Source organism: Pedobacter ginsenosidimutans, assembly GCF_001442625.1.
Classification (GTDB): Bacteria; Bacteroidota; Bacteroidia; order Sphingobacteriales; family Sphingobacteriaceae; genus Pedobacter; species Pedobacter ginsenosidimutans.
On sequence record NZ_LMZQ01000002.1, the window covers coordinates 103,761 to 121,925 of the forward strand.

The 18,165-nt window shown below is 39.5% G+C and carries 15 protein-coding genes; 9 read left to right on the plus strand and 6 right to left on the minus strand.

Annotated features, from left to right (window positions below; genetic code table 11):
• Positions 1 to 261: 261 nt before the first annotated feature.
• Complete coding sequence (locus tag ASU31_RS03040; RefSeq protein ID WP_057930928.1) at positions 262 to 2,757, minus strand: M14 family metallopeptidase; 2,496 nt, start codon at positions 2,755 to 2,757, stop codon at positions 262 to 264.
• 84 nt (positions 2,758 to 2,841) lie between these two features.
• On the opposite strand from ASU31_RS03040, the gene ASU31_RS03045 reads away from it, so the two are divergent.
• Positions 2,842 to 4,143, plus strand: coding sequence for a UDP-N-acetylmuramoyl-tripeptide--D-alanyl-D-alanine ligase (locus ASU31_RS03045; RefSeq protein WP_083505254.1), 1,302 nt, complete (start codon positions 2,842 to 2,844; stop codon positions 4,141 to 4,143).
• Between the two features lie 529 nt (positions 4,144 to 4,672).
• Here ASU31_RS03045 and ASU31_RS03050 read toward each other — a convergent pair.
• From ASU31_RS03050 to ASU31_RS03065, 4 genes are all read right to left on the minus strand, one after another.
• The gene (locus ASU31_RS03050) at positions 4,673 to 7,531 is read right to left on the minus strand and encodes a TonB-dependent receptor (RefSeq protein ID WP_057930929.1); all 2,859 of its coding nucleotides are present in this window, start codon (positions 7,529 to 7,531) and stop codon (positions 4,673 to 4,675) included.
• Between the two features lie 155 nt (positions 7,532 to 7,686).
• On the minus strand, positions 7,687 to 8,178 hold the full coding sequence (locus ASU31_RS03055) for a gliding motility lipoprotein GldH (RefSeq protein ID WP_057930930.1): 492 nt from the start codon (positions 8,176 to 8,178) through the stop codon (positions 7,687 to 7,689).
• Positions 8,147 to 9,646, minus strand: a complete 1,500-nt coding sequence (locus ASU31_RS03060) for a PSP1 domain-containing protein (RefSeq protein ID WP_083505255.1) — start codon at positions 9,644 to 9,646, stop codon at positions 8,147 to 8,149. The genes ASU31_RS03055 and ASU31_RS03060 overlap by 32 nt, the downstream gene beginning before the upstream one ends.
• A gap of 1 nt (position 9,647) precedes the next feature.
• Entirely contained in the window at positions 9,648 to 10,796 is a 1,149-nt protein-coding gene (locus ASU31_RS03065) for a DNA polymerase III subunit (RefSeq protein ID WP_057930932.1), read from the minus strand.
• Positions 10,797 to 11,376: 580 nt separating this feature from the next.
• On the opposite strand from ASU31_RS03065, the gene ruvX reads away from it, so the two are divergent.
• The 7 genes from ruvX (at position 11,377) to ASU31_RS03100 (ending at position 16,335) form a co-directional block, all read left to right on the plus strand.
• Positions 11,377 to 11,793, plus strand: a complete 417-nt coding sequence (ruvX, locus tag ASU31_RS03070; protein WP_057930933.1) for a Holliday junction resolvase RuvX — start codon at positions 11,377 to 11,379, stop codon at positions 11,791 to 11,793.
• A gap of 7 nt (positions 11,794 to 11,800) precedes the next feature.
• Positions 11,801 to 12,439: an O-methyltransferase gene (locus ASU31_RS03075; RefSeq protein ID WP_057930934.1), complete on the plus strand. Its 639-nt coding sequence runs from the start codon at positions 11,801 to 11,803 to the stop codon at positions 12,437 to 12,439.
• A gap of 78 nt (positions 12,440 to 12,517) precedes the next feature.
• On the plus strand, positions 12,518 to 13,195 hold the full coding sequence (locus tag ASU31_RS03080) for a glucosaminidase domain and LysM peptidoglycan-binding domain-containing protein (RefSeq protein WP_057930935.1): 678 nt from the start codon (positions 12,518 to 12,520) through the stop codon (positions 13,193 to 13,195).
• Positions 13,196 to 13,272: 77 nt separating this feature from the next.
• The gene (locus ASU31_RS03085) at positions 13,273 to 14,115 is read left to right on the plus strand and encodes a glucosaminidase domain-containing protein (RefSeq protein ID WP_057930936.1); all 843 of its coding nucleotides are present in this window, start codon (positions 13,273 to 13,275) and stop codon (positions 14,113 to 14,115) included.
• A gap of 48 nt (positions 14,116 to 14,163) precedes the next feature.
• Positions 14,164 to 14,916, plus strand: a complete 753-nt coding sequence (locus ASU31_RS03090) for a hypothetical protein (RefSeq protein WP_057930937.1) — start codon at positions 14,164 to 14,166, stop codon at positions 14,914 to 14,916.
• 41 nt (positions 14,917 to 14,957) lie between these two features.
• A complete protein-coding gene (locus ASU31_RS03095) occupies positions 14,958 to 15,236 on the plus strand; it encodes a hypothetical protein (protein ID WP_057931088.1) in 279 nt (92 codons plus the stop codon).
• A 94-nt stretch (positions 15,237 to 15,330) separates the two neighbouring features.
• Positions 15,331 to 16,335, plus strand: a complete 1,005-nt coding sequence (locus tag ASU31_RS03100) for a DUF3078 domain-containing protein (protein WP_057930938.1) — start codon at positions 15,331 to 15,333, stop codon at positions 16,333 to 16,335.
• Between the two features lie 2 nt (positions 16,336 to 16,337).
• Here ASU31_RS03100 and ASU31_RS03105 read toward each other — a convergent pair whose 3' ends face one another.
• A complete protein-coding gene (locus ASU31_RS03105; protein WP_057930939.1) occupies positions 16,338 to 17,069 on the minus strand; it encodes an SIP domain-containing protein in 732 nt (243 codons plus the stop codon).
• Positions 17,070 to 17,164: 95 nt separating this feature from the next.
• On the opposite strand from ASU31_RS03105, the gene ASU31_RS03110 reads away from it, so the two are divergent.
• The gene (locus ASU31_RS03110) at positions 17,165 to 18,154 is read left to right on the plus strand and encodes a helix-turn-helix transcriptional regulator (RefSeq protein WP_057930940.1); all 990 of its coding nucleotides are present in this window, start codon (positions 17,165 to 17,167) and stop codon (positions 18,152 to 18,154) included.
• Positions 18,155 to 18,165: the final 11 nt, after the last annotated feature.

An 18,165-nucleotide genomic window follows, 5' to 3' on the forward strand; every position in this document is an offset into this window, starting at 1 on the left:
ATGTAATTTAGGCTCAACTATTTCTTATAAAATCTACAAAAATTGATCCCGGCGGATGTTTTTTACACCTTAATAATAAGAAACCTGAGTTCGATTAATATTTGAATCATAGTGAATGTTTTACGGCCGCTTTACCTCACGCGATCGCCATGCTAAAACATCTAAATTATAGCCCTAAAAGCCACATTATTAATCGAACTCAACTTAATAGTATTTTTCGGAGTAAAAAGCGAAGATGAAATTGGCTTTGGGTGGTATTTTTTAATATCCACAAAAAATTATATTCCCAAATAAGGTTTTTCCACCCTCCCAGAAGTTTCTAAACAAGGGGTCGTTAGCCAAATAAACTACCTGGCCTCGCCCGAAATCTTGTACCCCTATTAATAGTCCAGTTTTAAGCTCCTCCCTTGCTTTTTTACCAACTACACCGGCCATTAAGCTTTTTTCGTTAATTAAACCCACATTCCAACCTTTAACAAAAGGCTCATAAATCTTACGGTCTGTTTTTAAACTGTAGTAGGTTTTGCCCAGGCCGTAAGAAAAGGGGTGACTAGCATCGAGATTGATCCGGTAAATTGCACCGGGTATGGTAGTTTCGAAATCATCTCTGTCCTTATCCTTGAAAAGAAGTTTGTTTGCCTCTGGCTTTTCATCTTTTTTTACAACCGCTTCCTTCTTTTTAATATCAAATCCTTTTTTCTCGAATACACTTTCGATGGCATCTTCCATCAAAATCAATCTTCCTCCTTTATTTAGCCATGCGGTTAAACCATCACCAATAAAAGCACTATAACTTCCATCTGGCAAAATCAAGGTGTTTACCTTATTAATATCCAGGTTATTCAGATCTTTAGCACTAATAATACTTGGTGAAAGATTTAGATCATGTTCAAGAAAAAACCAAGCTTCGCCAAACGCAAGAGAAGAAACCTCCATGCCAGATACAATGGCAATCTTTGGCTGTTTTAACAATGGGTAAACGTTAGAGCCAAAATCTTTCCCTTTTTCTACAAAACCACTGCTAATTGCCTGAATAGGCCTATTCAAGGTTTTGGCGATAGATGCAACCTTATCTTTCATCCCTTTGATCAGTCTTTCGTTTTCTGCCCTCAACACAATTAGGGTTCCGGCAGGATAGTCTTTACCATTTACAGCAAATGGCTGATCGGCCTGTCTAACTTTCATATTTTCTTTTTGCAGCGCAGTTAAAACCTGAACATCTTCACTTGTTCCCCAACTAAACAACCATGCTAGGGGCTTCTCAAGCTCATTACTGATTATCTTTGGCTCTTCAATCACTGAGAATTTTCCTTTTATGCTCTCTTTACTGGCATAGCCCTTTAAACCGTATACATAAGGTAGTGCCCATGCTGTAATATCATAAGTATTAGAGTCCGTTACAAGAGTTTGGGGCTCTAATAAAACGTTAGCCAAAACGGCCCTTGGCTGCTGAACATTAACAATTAAATCATTACGGGCAATGCTAAAATTTTCTTCCTTTTGGGTATCATAGTCATAACCTCTTCCCGTTTTATCACCACCAAAAGCAAATTCGATTTTATTTTTAGTTAGTAGTTCAGCCAGTTTTTTTAAGCGTGACAAATTAGTCGCTTTTATAATATAACTTTTATAAATGCCTGGACTATTCGCTAATTCTTGTTGGAAATATTTTTTATACTCCTCTAATAATTTATTATGGTTTAAAGAAGTTACTTCAAGGGTCGACATCCCTGTTGTAAAGTGGTGTGCTATACGGTCTTTTAAGGTTAACGTATCGCCATCATTCGTTACCACAGATAACCCGGCCCTGATGCCGCCCTGCTCATAGGTCATACCAATTGATCCATTATATAAAGGATAAGTATCTCCATAAGATGGGTATAGCAAATCAAAACGTTCCTTAGTGAAGTATTGCCAACCTTCTGCATCAAAATACCTGGCATTATTTTTACCTACTACCACCTGGAAACTTTTTTGCCAAGGCGTAATGTCCTGATGAACCGGTTCTGCTGCCGGTGCAAAATAGTAAGGTTCATTATAGCTTTGCTCATGAAAATCGACATGTACCTGTGGCATCCATTGGTTATACAACGCTAACCTTTGCTGACTTTCAACCTGTGTTTGCCAGGCCCAATCGCGGTTTAAATCGAAATAATAATGATTAGGTCTACCACCCGGCCACGGCTCTATATGTTCTCTTGATAATGGATCGGAATTAGGTGTTTTCCCTACTACGCTATTAAAATAATTCACATAACGGTCTCTTCCATCGGGGTTTAAACAAGGGTCGATCACCACAACTGTATTTTTTAGCCATTCTGTTGCAGGTTTATTATTACCCGAAACTAAGGTATAAAGCATCTTCATTGAAGTTTCAGTTGAGTTTGCCTCATTACCATGTACATTATAACTTAACCAAAGTATGGCAGGCTGATTTGTTAAATCCACACTATTATTGGTACCCGTTGCCAAAACTAAATTATTGTTCCTGATCTGTTCGAGTTTGGTTATGTTTTCTGGTGAAGAAACAACTGCCACCATTAAGGGCCTGCCTTCATTGGTTTTACCATATTCTATCAATTTCATGTTTTTAACAGAAGCTGTAGCGGTTTGTCTAAAATAATCGGCTACTTTATGGTGCGGGGTAAAGTGTGAACCCAGCTCGTAACCTAAAAAATCGTCAGGCGATTTTAGCTGTGCCTGTGCAAAAAAAACGGAACTAAGGAAGATTAGGCAGAACGTTAAGCGTCTTTTCATAGGGAAATAATTTTACCTAATGTACTAATTTTGTTTTTTGTTAATGCGAAAGCTTAATTTTACATCATATTTTTTACCATAGGCATGATTACAACCGAAAGATTATACGATTACTACCGAGAAAACCCTGTTATCTCTACCGATACAAGAAACATTAGCCCGGGTTGTATCTTTTTTGCGCTTAAGGGAGATCTTTTTAATGCCAACGAATTTGCTGCTCAAGCTATTGAAAAGGGCGCGGCTTACGCGGTTGTAGATGAAGAAAAATATGCTACAAACAATCAATGCCTGCTGGTTGAAGACGTATTAAGCACTTTGCAGGATCTAGCACGGCATCACCGCAAACAATTAAATATCCCGGTAATCGGTTTAACGGGCAGTAATGGCAAAACAACCAGCAAAGAATTGGTAAATGCTGTTTTAGCAGAGCGATACAAAACCTTTGCCACATTCGGCAATTTAAACAATCACATTGGTGTTCCGCTATCTATCTTATCCATCACCGGTGAGGTGCAGATTGCGGTAATCGAAATGGGGGCAAACCACCAAAAGGAAATAGAATTGCTTTGCACCATTGCTCAGCCCACACATGGCATTATTACCAATGTTGGCATGGCGCATTTAGATGGATTCGGCGGATTTGATGGGGTAAAAAAGGGCAAAGCAGAACTTTATGCCTATTTAAAAGAAACCCATGGTTATACTTTTATCAATAGAGACAATCCATACTTGCTTGAAATGAGTACCGCCGCAGGTTTAAACAAACTTATTTATTACGGAACAGAAAACGGCAATACCATTAAAGGCGAATTAAAAAGCAGCGATCCATTTATCGAAGTGGATTGGACCAACCATGACGTTTCTTCTTCTGTTAAAACCAATTTAACAGGCAGTTATAATTTCGAAAACATTCTTGCTGCAATCTGTATTGGCGATTTCTTTGATATGAACCCAGAAGAAATTAACACTGGCCTTGCAAATTATCAGCCAAAAAATAACCGTTCTCAATTAACCAAAACAGAAAAGAATACTGTAATCTGCGATTTTTATAATGCAAACCCAAGCAGCATGACCGCTGCACTGAAAAATATTGCTGTATTATCGGCTGATAAAAAGACTGCGATTTTGGGTGATATGTTTGAGCTTGGACCAGAATCTCATGGCCAGCATGAGCTAATTGCCAAACAGGCAAATGAAAGCGGCTTGGATGAAATTATTTTTATCGGGAAGGATTTCTATTCATTTAAAGACAACTTTAAGGGTACATTTTTCGAAAGTCCGGCCGAAGCAGCAGCATATTTACAGGAAAACCCGGTTCAGGATCATTTGGTATTGTTAAAAGGATCAAGAGGAATGAAACTGGAGAGTTTGTTACAGTATCTGTAGTTTCAAGTCCACGAAGAGCAATATCGGTAACTTAAACATTCTGCTGTCAATCTGAGCTTGTCGGAGACCTCTTAATAGTCAAAATAAATAAAGCATTTGTCCTTCGACAGGCTATCAATGGTGCTATTTATAAACACTACTAATCAAAATTTTAACAGCTTTCGCATTTCCGTCCAGCTGTGCCATAGCACTGTATCTTCGTTCTACTTAAATCCGGCCTAACATCCCGATAGCTATCGGGATCGGGCCGCACTGTTCTAGCCGCACAACTGCCCTCAAAAGAAAAATTTTCAGCCGGCATTTTTTGTTTCTTTTTGATGCCAAAAAGAAAGAGCCCTTCGGCGGCGGCGAGCCGAGGCAAGCCCCTGGTGTATGGAAAAAGAAAACAATTGTACTTCACTCATATTGATTTTTATAAAATAAATTACCCTTCAGGATGACGACTTTTTATTATTTCTCCCAAAGTGGGGCACAAAACAAAAAAAGCGCCCCGATTTAAAATCTGGACGCTTTTCTTTTTTAAATTTCTTTAAAATGTACAGGCAATTTTGCCATATACATACCTACCACTAAAACCAAACTGGCTAACAGCTCTTGGGTACAAAAACCTGCCATTCGAAGTATTGTCTAATCCACCTGAATAATTACTGGCAGCGTCTCCACTCAAATTATTTTCATTATTACGTGGATTGATATATAACTTATCAGGGTAAACATCAAAAATGTTATTCGCTCCCACAGTTACCGACCAGGTTTTGCTCGCAGCGTAGCTTACAGAGAAATCAGTTATCCATTTCGGCGCAAAAGTCTGATCCAATTGTGTTGGCAAGCCATTGGCAGGAATATTTGGATCAATAGCATTTAAATAGGTAACCTCGCCAAAACGAACTGTCCTTGCCACAAACGATAGTTTATTTACATTATAGGTTGCGGTAATATTCAGTTTGTTTTTAGGCACTGAACTTTCGAAACGGGAGCGTTCCAAACGATCGAAAAGTTTAGCCTTTAATGTAGGATCACTTTCAATTTTATCAGAACCCTGTATACTTCTCACCACGGTTTTGTTTACGTTGCCAGCAACACTTAAAATTAAGCTGCTTTTTGCACCCAAATTAAACCTGTTGGTTAAAACCACATCGATACCTGCGGTATTGGTGGTAATGGCGTTGGTAAAAAACTGTACGCTGTTAATCTGCGCTGTAGGATCTACCGTATTTAAAATCTGGTTCACCACACCGGTTGGCACTAAAACACCGCCAGCACGTTCGCGGGCATATTGACTGGAGAAAACAATACGGTCGCTGATATCAATATTATAAGCATCGATGGTAAAAGTAAAGGTTTTGGCGATTTTGCCTGCTAAACCCAAACTTCCCGATTTAGAAATTTCAGGTTTTAATGCGCCAACACCAAACTGGGCAACAATAGGGTTTGCATTATTTACTGTTAAAACCTGAGTGGCATTGGTGCCCACAAACTGTGTACTCTCATTATTAAAATATTGCTGGTGTAGAGATGGTGCTCTAAACCCTGTGGCATACGCGCCACGGATGGAAACATCTCCAAAAAGTTTAACCTTACCTGTAAATTTATAAGAAAAGTTCGAACCGAAATCACTATAATTTTCGTAACGTCCGGCAGCCCCTAAAGTTACCCGCGGACCAAATTCAGCTTCTAGATCGGCATAGGCACCAACGTTGTGCCTCGATTTGTCCAATGCGTTGCTCGGCTTAAAGCCCGGGAATACCTGCGCACCTGATGCAGTAGGGGATGTTCCGATCAATCTTCCGCCATTTGAATAAGATAAAAGCTCGCCTTCTTTGATCTGGTAATTATCTATCCTGAATTCTCCGCCAAAGGCAGTATTTAATGAGGTTAAAACCCCACCTTCAAAAGTGTGTTTTTTGTTTAAATCAAGGTTACTGGTGTTTTGTCTGAATAGCAATTCCCCAGCGTAAAACGATGTAGGACTTGTTCCAGTAGGCAGAGAAGCATTTACCGTATTATTGATATTGAATGCGATGGTATTCTCTCCACTTGTATTACTTAGGTCGTAATCCCAAGTGCCTATTTTACCCCTTAATCCGGCTGAGAATGAATAATCATTAATCTTGGTATCGATGAAAGGCAAAAAACCATTAGGATAGATGGATAAATCAATCTGTGTGGTTTGTGTTGGCAGGCGATAAAAACCCGCGGCACTTCCGGTTTTGTGGGTAAAGCCAGCTGCATAGTACAATTGAGTGGTTTTACCAAAATTAAACTGCCCGTTTAAGAAACCCCCTCCATTTTTTGAATCGGAGTTACCCACCCGCATGTTGTTTCTATCCAAGCCGTTTGCTCTTGCTCTTGCATCATCAGCAGCCTTTAAACTTGCAAAACGGGCCTGAAAAGCGGCTTCTGTTTCTGTTGAACCTTTAGTTGGGCTCGCAGAATATAATAACGGACGGGTATCTAAACCGCCCCTGTTTGTATAGCCTCTTTGGAGGTATTGTGCCGCAAAATTGATGAAACCTTTATCATTTTTAAATGCCCATCCCTTGCTAAAATCAACCTGAAAGGTTCTGCCATCGCTAAAATCGCGACCCAGGGCACTTGAAGAAGATTGGCCAAAAGAGGTAGAAAAACTATACGGTGTTACTTTTTTTAACACAATGTTGATTACCCCCGCAATGGCATCTGAACCATATTGCGCTGCAGCACCATCACGTAGCACCTCAATGCGTTCTATTGCCGAAACCGGGATGGAATTTAAATCAGTTCCAACAGAACCACGGCCAAAGGTACCATTAATGTTTACCAGCGCTGTAGTATGCCTACGTTTTCCATTTACCAGCACCAACACCTGATCGGGGCCTAAACCGCGTAAAGACGCAGGATCGATGTGATCGGTTCCATCAGAAACCGTTTGCCGGTTAGAGCTAAAAGATGGCGCTACAAAGTTTAAAATCTGCGTTAAATCTGTTTGGGCAAACACTTTAACATCTTTTGCAGAAATCAGATCAACAGGGACCACACTTTCGATGTTCGTTCTTGGCGTTGATCTTGATCCAACCACAACTACATCACTCAACAGTTCTTTCGCATCCTGCAAGGCAAAATCCATTGTTTTTACGGTATTGTCGATCTGAACAGCTACTTCGGCCGTTTGGTAGCCTGTAAAAGAAATCCTCACTTTATAAGCCCCCGGCAAAGGAAATTTTAAGGCATAAAGCCCATTTCCATCAGATGATGTTCCAATTTTTGAGCCAACTACCTGAACTGTAGCACCTGGAATAGCTAAGCCTGCAGAATCGGTTACCTTACCTTTTAAGCCTTGGGCAAATAATTGAGTAGAAATTAAAAAGAGGAGAAGGGGTAGGATGTTTTTGAGTAAAATTCGTATCATAGTTCATAGGTTTATAAACAATAATAACAATTTTATTACAAAGATTTAGCGTGATATCGAATTTTTCCAAATAAAATTCCGAAAAACACACTTAAATACAAATAAACAATGACAATGGATTAAATAATCAACAAGATGCTAAGTGAAAACAAAACTTATTTTGCCTCTTCAATCAATAAACCAACATCACTTACCTCTAAAAGTGGATTATCGCGCATATTCTGCTCGATTTCGACCTCAAACTTGCCATTTCGGGGAAAATGATAGTTGGTTAACATTGGCAGGGTATAGCTAAACACATTTCCGGAACCACTGCCCAACCATTCGCCATCATTTTTGGCGAGTTTGTATTGATAACGCCGGGTTATCATCTTCTTGCCATCTTTAAAATGGGCAAGGATAAAAATATTGGAATATTTGTAATCGGCGGTATGTCTAAGCTTAAAATAAACGTTGTAGGCCTTAGCATTATCCTTAATCTCAAACGGCGTCGAAATATGGTTACGGTAGGTCCATCTGCGGTTGGCAATTTCTACATTACTATCAATTACGCTGACCGTACAGCCCATAAATAGGGTAACCATTAATAAAAAGCCAAGTAAAATTATTTGCTTTTTATTCAGCAGCAGGTTTATTTTCTGAGCCATTGTTATTGTTTCGGCGGTTATTATTTTTCCTACGGTTATTTCTATTCTTGTTTTTGCTCTGTTCTGGCTTAACACCCTCAGCTGCTACATTTCCTTCAGCTTTTACTACAGGCTTTTGTGCTTGTGGCTGCTGTTGTTTTGGCTTATTGTTTTGAGGTTTTGGCCCGTTAACATGCTGTGGTTTAGGCACTGCCTGTTGTGGCTTTGGTCCGTTAGGCTGTTGTTTCCCCCCCTGTTGAGCTTGCTGAGCCCTATTATTAGGCCCTGCATTTTTCTCTCCGGTAGGAATTCTTTCTCTTTTATTTTGGTTATTGTTGCGGTTGTTTTTCTGATTATTGTTTTTGTTCTGGTTGTTTTTACCCCTCGAGCGTTCATCTAAACGGGTTAAACTATCCTGACCAACTACATTTTCGTAATCGAAAGATTTTTCTACCACAACCGGTGCAGCAATCTGAACGGCTTCTTCTTTTAAGTTAGGCGCTTTTTTGCCTGCCTTGTTCATTGCCATGATCTCTTTTACACGCGCAGCTTTAACAGGAATCCAGTTTTCATCACCCATGTAACTAAACCACATGATTTTTTTGAAAATGTCTGTTTTTTGGTGACGGGCATAACCAGCCTCAGTATCAAGGTTTTCAATTCTATCGGGAATATCCTTTAAAGCATCCAAATAGGTATCCAGCTCATAGTTTAAACAGCATTTTAATTTACCGCACTGCCCCGCAAGCTTTAAAGTATTTAATGATAAGTTTTGATAACGCGCCGCAGCCGTAGATACGGTTTTGAAGTTGGTTAACCAGGTTGAGCAGCATAATTCTCTACCGCAGGAGCCAATTCCGCCTAAACGGCCAGCTTCCTGGCGCATCCCGATCTGGCGCATTTCAATCCTGATACGGAAACTCTCTGCCATTTTTTTAATGAGCTCACGGAAATCCACACGTCCATCTGCTGTATAAAAGAAAGTGGCTTTTGTTTTATCGGCCTGATAATCTACATCACTGATTTTCATCTGTAAACGAAGATCCAAGGCTAGCTTACGGGCTTTGTGCATGGTTTCCCACTCCATCCCTTTAGCGGCATTCCATTTTTCTACATCAGCTTCTGTAGCCTTACGGTAGATTTTTTTGGTTACCTGATCGAGTGCCGTTTTACGGCGTTTCATTTGGATCCTTACCAGTTCGCCCGTAAGCGAAACATGCCCCACATCAAAACCACCAGTTGGCCCTTCAACGGCAACAAGTTCCCCAATTTCGAGGTAAATGTTATCGTTATTGAGGAAAAACTCTTTGCGTGAGCCTTTAAATTTGATTTCTGTAACCTGAAAAGGTTTATAATTAGAAGGCATATCCAAATTAGATAGCCAATCGTGAACTTCCATTGTTTGGCAACCACCGGTGCCGCATGAGCCATTACTTTTGCATCCATTAGGGGTGCAACCACCACCTGTTGAACAACTTCCACATCCCATATTAATTGTATATATATTGAGTCCCCGCAGGGAGCGTTTTAAACTTGATAATTTTTACCAATTGTAAAGATACATCTAAAAACAGAATTTTCGGGTTCGCGTTTCTTTCAATGTGGTAATGTGCCTTTTCCAGTTCGCCGATTATAGCCTCTGCCATAGGCAAGGTAAGTACATGTGTACTGAGTTTTTTCGCTGTTTCGAAGGTTAGGGGCGGTAATTTCACCAATTCTTCAGCACCACTTAAAATTAAACAGCATTCGCGTAAATAATTTACGCCATATTTTAAAAAATTCTTCTGGTTTTCTCTGCCCCACTTGGCTGCCTCGTCGGTAAACTCGATCAGATCGGGAACTTTGTTACCAAAACCCATCCGCAACCAGGCAGTAAACGTACCCGAACTATCACTTTGCGTATCGGCAGCCAGTGCCTTTGCTTCAATTAAATTTCCATCAGCCAAAAATGAGTAATCAATAGCCTGGTGCTCGCTTAATCCACTCGCCTTTAATAAATATCCGGTTACCTCTTCCGACGAAAGCTTTGGGATTTTCACAATTTGCGTTCTGGATAAAATGGTGGTTAAAATCTGATCCTGACTTTGCGCAATTAAAATAAATAAAGTATTTGCAGGTGGCTCTTCAATTAATTTAAGCAGCGCATTCCCAGCTTTATCCAAATATTCGGGCAGCCACATAATTAAAACCTTGGTTTCGGCTTCGAAGGCTTTATAACTTAGTTTTTTAATAATATCGTGGCATTCGGCAATATTAATATTAGCCTGTTTATTGGCTGCATCAAGTTTAGAACGCCAGATATCGATATCGAAATAAGGGTCTTGCATTAACATGCCCCGCCATTCTTCCAATACATCTACAGCTGTTTTCACACTCGCAGAAGCAAAAAAAGGATAGGAGAAATGGAGATCGGGATGAATTAAACGCTCGTATTTTCTACAGCTCGAACATTCGCCACAACTATCATTTTCGCCTTTGTTAAGGCAATTAATGTATTGTGCGTAGGCAATAGCCAGTGGTACAGCGCCAGAACCAGCAGGCGACAAAAACAGTTGCGCATGGCTAATGCGGTTTTCTTTAACCGTTTGCACCAATTGTTGCTTCACTCTTTCCTGTCCTATGATTTCTTTAAACTGCATTTGGTGCAAAATAAGAAATAGATATGAGATTCACACATTCGTCATTACGATCTTACTTTTGAAACACATTTTTTAGTGTTAAATAAAGCTCATCACTTCTGTTAGCTTATTTGGTCAATTTTATTTTGAAAAGCAAGGTCTTGTGCATTTCGGTTCCGAAAGCCCTGCTATCGCTTCAAGTCCTCGCTACGCTGTGGGCTTTACGCTCTATCAGGTTTATTTAACTCAATCAGTAATTCTTCGGAAATAAACCTTTAAAACCAGAACATCCAGATATAGTATGCTCCCCAACTTCACCCAAACCGTACAGACCTGAATCAAAAAACCTGATGGAAGCGGCAGCCCCGAAGCATGAGGGCTAAAGCATACAGCAGGGCCCTACATTCCCAGGTACTACAGGTTTTGCTTTCCTAAAAAATGGAACAAATCATTTTTTTTAGCCACAAACACCAATAACATACACGTTACCAAAGCATTACCGCTTAGGTTTACCTATTATTTCAAAAACCTTACCTTTGGCTTTTATTTTTTTAAACGGGCTAAACACTTTACGCCAAACACCCAACGCTTAACTATTTTTATGGCACGGATCCTCGCATTTGATTACGGAACAAAACGCATCGGCATCGCGGTAACCGATCCCTTGCAGATTATTGCGACCGGACTGGATACAGTTCATCCCAAAGATGTGATCGAATATGTTAAAAAATATATGCTCAGCGAGCAGGTGGAAGCTTTTGTATTGGGTGATCCCAAACAGATGGATGGTTCTCCATCCGATTCGGCACAACATGTAAAGGGTTTTGCCACACTGTTAAAAAAATCATTCCCCGATATCCCAAGGCATTGGGTTGATGAGCGTTTTACCTCTAAACTCGCCCATCAGGCCATTATGCAAAGTGGCTTAAAAAAAATGGACCGAAGAGATAAAGATCGGGTTGATACCATTGCCGCAACCATCATTTTACAATATTTTATGGAAAGTAACCGTTTATAACCAACAAATGAGCCTAATAAACGACGATTTACAGGATTTACTAATTGCCTATTGCGAACCTGAGAGCGAATTGCTTCAACAGATAGACCGCGAAACCAACCTTAAAGTTTTAATGCCCCGCATGTTATCTGGCCACTATCAAGGCCGGGTTTTGAGCATGCTGAGCAAAATGATTTCCCCTAAAAGGATTTTAGAGATCGGCACTTTTACTGGTTATGCTACGCTATGCCTGGCTGAGGGCTTAACCAAAGATGGCCTGCTGTATACGCTGGATATTAATGAGGAATTGGAAGATATGGTTCGTCGTAACTTTGCGCAATCTGCATTTAATGATCAGATCAACTACATCTTGGGCGATGCCACCACCACGATTGCGGGTTTAGATGAAGTTTTCGACATTGTTTTTATCGATGCCGACAAGAAAAATAATGGCACCTATTACGATCTGATTTTTGATCGCGTTCGCCCGGGCGGGGTTATCATTGTGGATAATGTATTATGGAGTGGAAAAGTACTGCAGGAGAAACAGGATAAAGACACCAGAAATATTACTAGTTTTAATGATAAAATAGCTGCAGATGAACGGGTTGAGAAACTGATATTACCTGTTCGCGATGGTTTGTTTGTGATTAGGAAGAAAGCTTAACATATAGTGGTTAATCGGTTAATTGTTTTAATCGGTTAATCGTACAGTTAACCAATTAAACAATTTGTACAGTTAACCATGACTAAAAAAATATTTACTTTTTGTCTGCTCCTTTTAACAGGGATTGTTGCAAGAGCGCAAGATACGGAAGAATATATTGCAGAGCACGTAGAATATGCACAGGGTTTAATGCACGATCATAAAATTCCAGCCAGCGTTATTTTAGCTGTTGCCATACACGAATCTGCTGCAGGAAATAGTAAAATCGCACAACACCTTAATAATCATTTTGGAGTTAAAGGCCCGAATAACAATGCAGAAATCCGTTCATCCTATCGCGATTATTTAAATGCGGATGAATCTTACAGCCATTTTGTAGAAATTATGGAAACCCGCAAGCCTTTTAATAATCTTTTCGAAAAATACGATCAATACGATTATAAAGGCTGGGCTTATGGAATCCGCCGTTGCGGTTATGCCAGCAGCAGAAGCTGGGCCAGCCAGGTAATTGGATTAATTAAAAAATATGAACTCTACCAATACGATGAAAGGCCAGACGGATATGAAGAACCTGTTTATGCAGCGCCAGTTCACCGCCGCAGCAAAAACAGAAGAACAACTAAAACTTATACCGTAAAATCTGGAGACAACCTAAGTATAATTGCCAAAAAGAAAGGCACCACCGTTAAAGCCCTCATGCAGAAAAACGGCATAAAAAAAGCGAACTTAAAACCTGGACAGAAGTTGAAGTTTTGAGTCATGAGTCCAAAGTCGATAAAGCCATACAGTTAACCAATTCCTACAATTAACCGTTTAAACTAATCATAACATCAATGCGTTCATATAACCATTACATCCTTATAGCAGCAACCCTAATTTTTTTCAGCTCTTGTGGTACGCGCAAATTTTCTAAAAATAACAAACAGATAGAAAAAGCAGCCAACAAAGCCAACAACAATTCGTACAAAAGTTACAATACCTTAAGTTACATTGATGAGTTTAAAGGAGTGGCGGTTGAAGAAATGAATGCAAACGGAATTCCTGCAAGTATTACATTGGCGCAGGGAATTTTAGAATCGGGTAGTGGAAATAGCGATCTGGCCAAATATGCAAACAATCATTTTGGTATTAAATGTACATCAGACTGGAAGGGGAAAAACTACTTCCGGGACGATGATCAAAAAAACGACTGTTTTAGGGTGTATAAGGATGCCCGCGAATCTTTCAGGGATCACTCTGAGTTTTTAAAGCGCAAACGTTATAGCTTTCTCTTCCAGTTGGACAAAAACGATTACAAAAGTTGGGCGCAGGGATTAAAAACAGCCGGATATGCCACCAATCCAAAATATCCGGATTTATTGATCAATACCATCGAAAAATACCAGCTTTACCAATATGATCAACCGGAAAGCGAAAAGCAAAAGATTGCCAGGGAGGATCGTGTCTTTTCAGAAATCAACCAGAATATCCCGCAGGAAAAGGCTAAATTTACACCAGTGGAAACCCCACCTGCTGGAGCTAAACCCATTCTTGCCGATGGTACTTATACCGTTGTTAAAGGAGATACACTCTACAATATTGCAAAACGCTTTAATTTAACGGTTGATCAGTTAAAAATGTTGAACGAAATGAGTACCGACGCCATTAAGCTGGGTCAAATACTTAAGGTTAAATAATGTTAAGTACAAACATAGCCTGCCAGATATTTGTAGTTTTGTAGCTTAATGAAATTTTTTCTTCCCTTTATACTTGCTTTCGGCTTCTCTACGTTGCTTCATGCGCAGAATAAACCTGTGCAGGGAATTGTTATTGATAAAGAAACCAAGCAGCGTTTGGCCAAGGTTTATATCTATAACATCCGCACAGGTGATGGTTTATACAACAATACGAAAGGCGAGTTTAGCACTTTTGCGCTGCCGGGTGATACCTTAGTTGCAGCTTTATCGGGCTACGGGGTAGATACAATTGTTTTTAAGGGACAAACTGCCGCATACTTTCAACTCAGATCATTGGGTATAAGACTGCGCGATGTACTTATTCAACAAAAAAGATTAAGTCCGCAGCAGCAATACGAAAAAAATGTTCAGGAATATCGTTACCAAACCATGAAAGGAAGTAGTAAAGATTTATTGAATTTAGGTAACGGCGGTGTTGGTTTAGGCATCGATGCGATCTATAATCTGTTAAGCAGGCAAGGAAGAAATGCCCGTCACCTTCAAAAAATCCTGGAAAAAGACTATCGGGAAGACCTGATCGATTATCGTTTCAGCGCTAGCCTTGTTAGCCAGGTATTAGGTATAAAAGATGCTGAACTCACTGATTTTATGCAGCAATACCGCCCAACTTACCAGTTTGTGCTCGATGCTACTGATTATTCTTTTAACCAGTTTATCAGAAATGCCTATAAAAGCTACAGGTTAAACCCAAAAGCACTGCAATTGCCTCCATTACCTAAAATAACCATCGATAAGCTGTGAGGGCGCCAATCATCATCGTTAAAAAACTCCCGGCAGCGGGCATGGCAATCTTTCCATTTATCCTGTTAAAATCGCCGCGCTTTAAAAACGACCCAATCATTATTAACCACGAAAAAATCCATTTACGTCAGCAATTGGAATTGCTTATTTTCCCTTTTTATATTTTATATCTGGCTAACTACCTGATTAATCTTATTAAATGCCGGAACCATGATTTAGCCTATCGTAACATCGTTTTTGAAAAGGAAGCCTATGAACACGAAAATGATTTAAAATACCTAAAAAAGGGTAATTGGTACGGTTGGTTTAAAAAGATCTGAAACAATAGTTTTCGCCTCCAATTCAATTGTCAATCTGACAATCATTTTGTTAAATGCTTTTTATCTCTAAAATTTTTCTTTTTCTTTGTAGGTAATGAAGAACTGTTTAGCTGCCATAATCCTGATTCTAAGTTTCTGCTCTACAAAATTATATGCACAGGAAATTGATACTATTCCGATCAATACAAAAGACCTGAACATAAAGTTAAAGCGTAGTCCTTTGCCGAGCAGACAAGGACCATTAAACTTTGAACCTGTAAAAATTAAGCCCCTGGTTGTAAATGCTAAGATTAATTACTGGAAAACAAAAACCAACATCGGCATCAATGTTAACCAGGCCCAGTTTAGCAACAATTGGAAAGGCGGGGGTACCAACTCTGTGGCGGTTGGCGGTTTGTTAAACTGGAAAGCAGAGTATAATAAAAACAGCTATAGTTATATCAGTGAACTTGTTTTGCAATATGGTAAAATCAAAAATAAAGATCAGTTGCAAAAGAAAACCAACGACCGTATTTTTTGGGATAACAAAGCCTCTTTCCAGCTCTCCAAAAGCTGGTTCTTTTTTGGATCGATAAGCTTTGAATCTCAGTTTGATAAAGGCTTCAGATATTATAGAGATGGCAATGGAGACGAACAACAGGTTTTGATTTCTAAATTTATGGCGCCAGGTTATTTAACCGAATCTATCGGTTTTGAGTATAAACCGGTTAAATATTTCTCAACCCGGATTGGTACAGGTACAGCCAGACAGACTTTTGTACTCGACACAGCGGTTTATGACAATAAAAACGAGGTTTATGCAGTTGAAAAAGGAAAAAATTTTAAAAACGAGCTGGCTTTTCAAATTGTAAGTGCTTTCGATAAGGATATTTTTACCAATACAAATCTAAAAGCACGATATGCCATGTTCATTCCATATAAAGATTTTAAGGCCAGTAAAATCGATCACAGGTTAGATATCGCTTTAACTGCAAAAATCAACCGTTTTATGAACACCAGCTTAACAGGTGTACTCTTATTTGATGATGATACAGGTACAAACAAAATACAGGCGAACCAAACTTTAGCCCTGGGTTTTGGCTTTACCTTTCCCAGATAGGCTTAGGCACCACCAACTTTACCAATTTCCCAATATGGCATCGTAACAATCTGCCTAAAGCTTACTCCCCTTTGCTTTAGGTACCTTTTAAACAGCTGTATCGATTTTGCTCTTCCTGTTAGGTAGAAAGTAGCATTTTGCCACATTTCCCAGCACATTGGGTGCATATTTTCCATCCAGTTGATCGCATTTTTAGCAGGAGTATCCACATCAGAAGGAACCACATCGATCAACAGATTTAGCTGCTCAGCAGCACAAAGGTTTTCTTCCTGCAGCTCTAAAATGCCAAAATATTCCACATCCTCATCTACCACTTTTTTCCCAAGCGACTCGTACAAACCCAGACTGGTTTCATCGCCAAAAAAGAAATGCTGATTAGATTCTTCCTTATATTTAATCCTAGCACGGTCTAAAATAAGCTTTAAAGTGTCTCCTTTCTGAATATTCACGGCAAGGCTGTGCCCAGGCCCTTGTCTGTTTAAATAAAAGATAACCTCGCAGGTTTCGTTCATTTGATCAAAGGCAGATAGGGTGTAATGTCGGTACTCGTTTGCATTAACCCTAAACAGCACTTCCATTCCAGGAATAAATTTGGCATCGAAAAAATCGCCTTTAAAGGTAACGCACTTTAAGTTGCTGCTTAACATTTTAGTTTCTACAACTTCTACCTGATATATTTTATTGCTGATCACTTTTTCCATTGTGTTGGCCAGCCATGATGGTATTTTTGGCATCGTATTCTTTGTTTAGTAACTTTGAACAAAAGTAATTGTCTAACAAACGCATCTTTTTATACCAAAAGGATTAAAGTTTATATCAAAAGGATTTTATGGCTTTAAACATTTATGATGGTGACGATAAATACTATATTGTTGGTAACAAGTTCGACAATAACGAATTTAATCAGGCACTGGTAACCGAAAGAAGGGACAAATACAGCTTTCCTTTTGGCGATGCAGAGATTGTGGAGATCGCTTTTTCGGGTATTTACATTGTTTACGGCGATATGCTCGTGAAAAAGAGCCGCCTGCGCATTAAATCTTTTGATGAGCCCGATATGGTTGAGCTTCATTTTTCAATTACAGGCGGCGGGATTATGGAAAATTACCTCACCAACAAGCGCCTGGATATCAAAGCCAATCAGCACAATATTATTTATAGTCCTGATTTTGATGGGATGGCAGAATTTACGGTAGGTGGTCCGCATAAATTTTTCGAGGTAAATTTCGAAAGATCACGTTTCGTTGATTTAACTGGCGAAAGCAGCACTTTGCTAAAAAACTTTGCCGAAAAAATCATGAACAACCGTTCGGTAGAGCTTTCATCAGAAAACCTGCCCATCAGCTTAGCCATGCACAGTTGTATAAATGATATTATGAACTGCCAGTTTACCGGTGGATTAAAGCTCTTGTTCCTGCAATCTAAATGCCTCGAACTGTTGGCATTGCAAGCCCAGGCTTTTGAACTTGCAGCAAAAAAAACCGACACCCTTACCATTAAATCGACCTACGATAAAGACCGCATTTATTATGCACGAGAATATCTGTTAGCCAACGCCAATCATCCGCCATGTTTAACCGAACTGGCAAAGGTTGCGGGCATAAACGAGTTTAAACTGAAACATGGCTTTAAAGAAGTTTTCAAAAACACCGTTTTTGGCTATTTAAGCGATTATAAATTGATGCGTGCCAAAGAACTCCTGGCCGATAGCAGCAAAAATATCAAGAATATTTCCGACGAACTGGGCTATTCTTCGGTACAACATTTCAGCAGTGCCTTTAGTAAAAAATTTGGCGTAAGCCCTGGTAAAGCAAGGTAAGTCTAAGTCAT

What these genes read in the sequence shown, in the direction of transcription:
- ruvX (WP_057930933.1), top strand. Translation starts at nt 11,377, where the DNA reads ATGGCACGGATCCTCGCATTTGATTACGGAACAAAACGCATCGGCATC.
- ASU31_RS03075 (WP_057930934.1), top strand. Translation starts at nt 11,801, where the DNA reads ATGAGCCTAATAAACGACGATTTACAGGATTTACTAATTGCCTATTGC.
- ASU31_RS03045 (WP_083505254.1), top strand. Translation starts at nt 2,842, where the DNA reads ATGATTACAACCGAAAGATTATACGATTACTACCGAGAAAACCCTGTT.
- ASU31_RS03100 (WP_057930938.1), top strand. Translation starts at nt 15,331, where the DNA reads ATGAAGAACTGTTTAGCTGCCATAATCCTGATTCTAAGTTTCTGCTCT.
- ASU31_RS03065 (WP_057930932.1), bottom strand. Translation starts at nt 10,796, where the DNA reads ATGCAGTTTAAAGAAATCATAGGACAGGAAAGAGTGAAGCAACAATTG.
- ASU31_RS03040 (WP_057930928.1), bottom strand. Translation starts at nt 2,757, where the DNA reads ATGAAAAGACGCTTAACGTTCTGCCTAATCTTCCTTAGTTCCGTTTTT.
- ASU31_RS03090 (WP_057930937.1), top strand. Translation starts at nt 14,164, where the DNA reads ATGAAATTTTTTCTTCCCTTTATACTTGCTTTCGGCTTCTCTACGTTG.
- ASU31_RS03080 (WP_057930935.1), top strand. Translation starts at nt 12,518, where the DNA reads ATGACTAAAAAAATATTTACTTTTTGTCTGCTCCTTTTAACAGGGATT.
- ASU31_RS03110 (WP_057930940.1), top strand. Translation starts at nt 17,165, where the DNA reads ATGGCTTTAAACATTTATGATGGTGACGATAAATACTATATTGTTGGT.
- ASU31_RS03050 (WP_057930929.1), bottom strand. Translation starts at nt 7,531, where the DNA reads ATGATACGAATTTTACTCAAAAACATCCTACCCCTTCTCCTCTTTTTA.
- ASU31_RS03085 (WP_057930936.1), top strand. Translation starts at nt 13,273, where the DNA reads ATGCGTTCATATAACCATTACATCCTTATAGCAGCAACCCTAATTTTT.
- ASU31_RS03055 (WP_057930930.1), bottom strand. Translation starts at nt 8,178, where the DNA reads ATGGCTCAGAAAATAAACCTGCTGCTGAATAAAAAGCAAATAATTTTA.
- ASU31_RS03095 (WP_057931088.1), top strand. Translation starts at nt 14,958, where the DNA reads ATGGCAATCTTTCCATTTATCCTGTTAAAATCGCCGCGCTTTAAAAAC.
- ASU31_RS03105 (WP_057930939.1), bottom strand. Translation starts at nt 17,069, where the DNA reads ATGCCAAAAATACCATCATGGCTGGCCAACACAATGGAAAAAGTGATC.
- ASU31_RS03060 (WP_083505255.1), bottom strand. Translation starts at nt 9,646, where the DNA reads ATGGGATGTGGAAGTTGTTCAACAGGTGGTGGTTGCACCCCTAATGGA.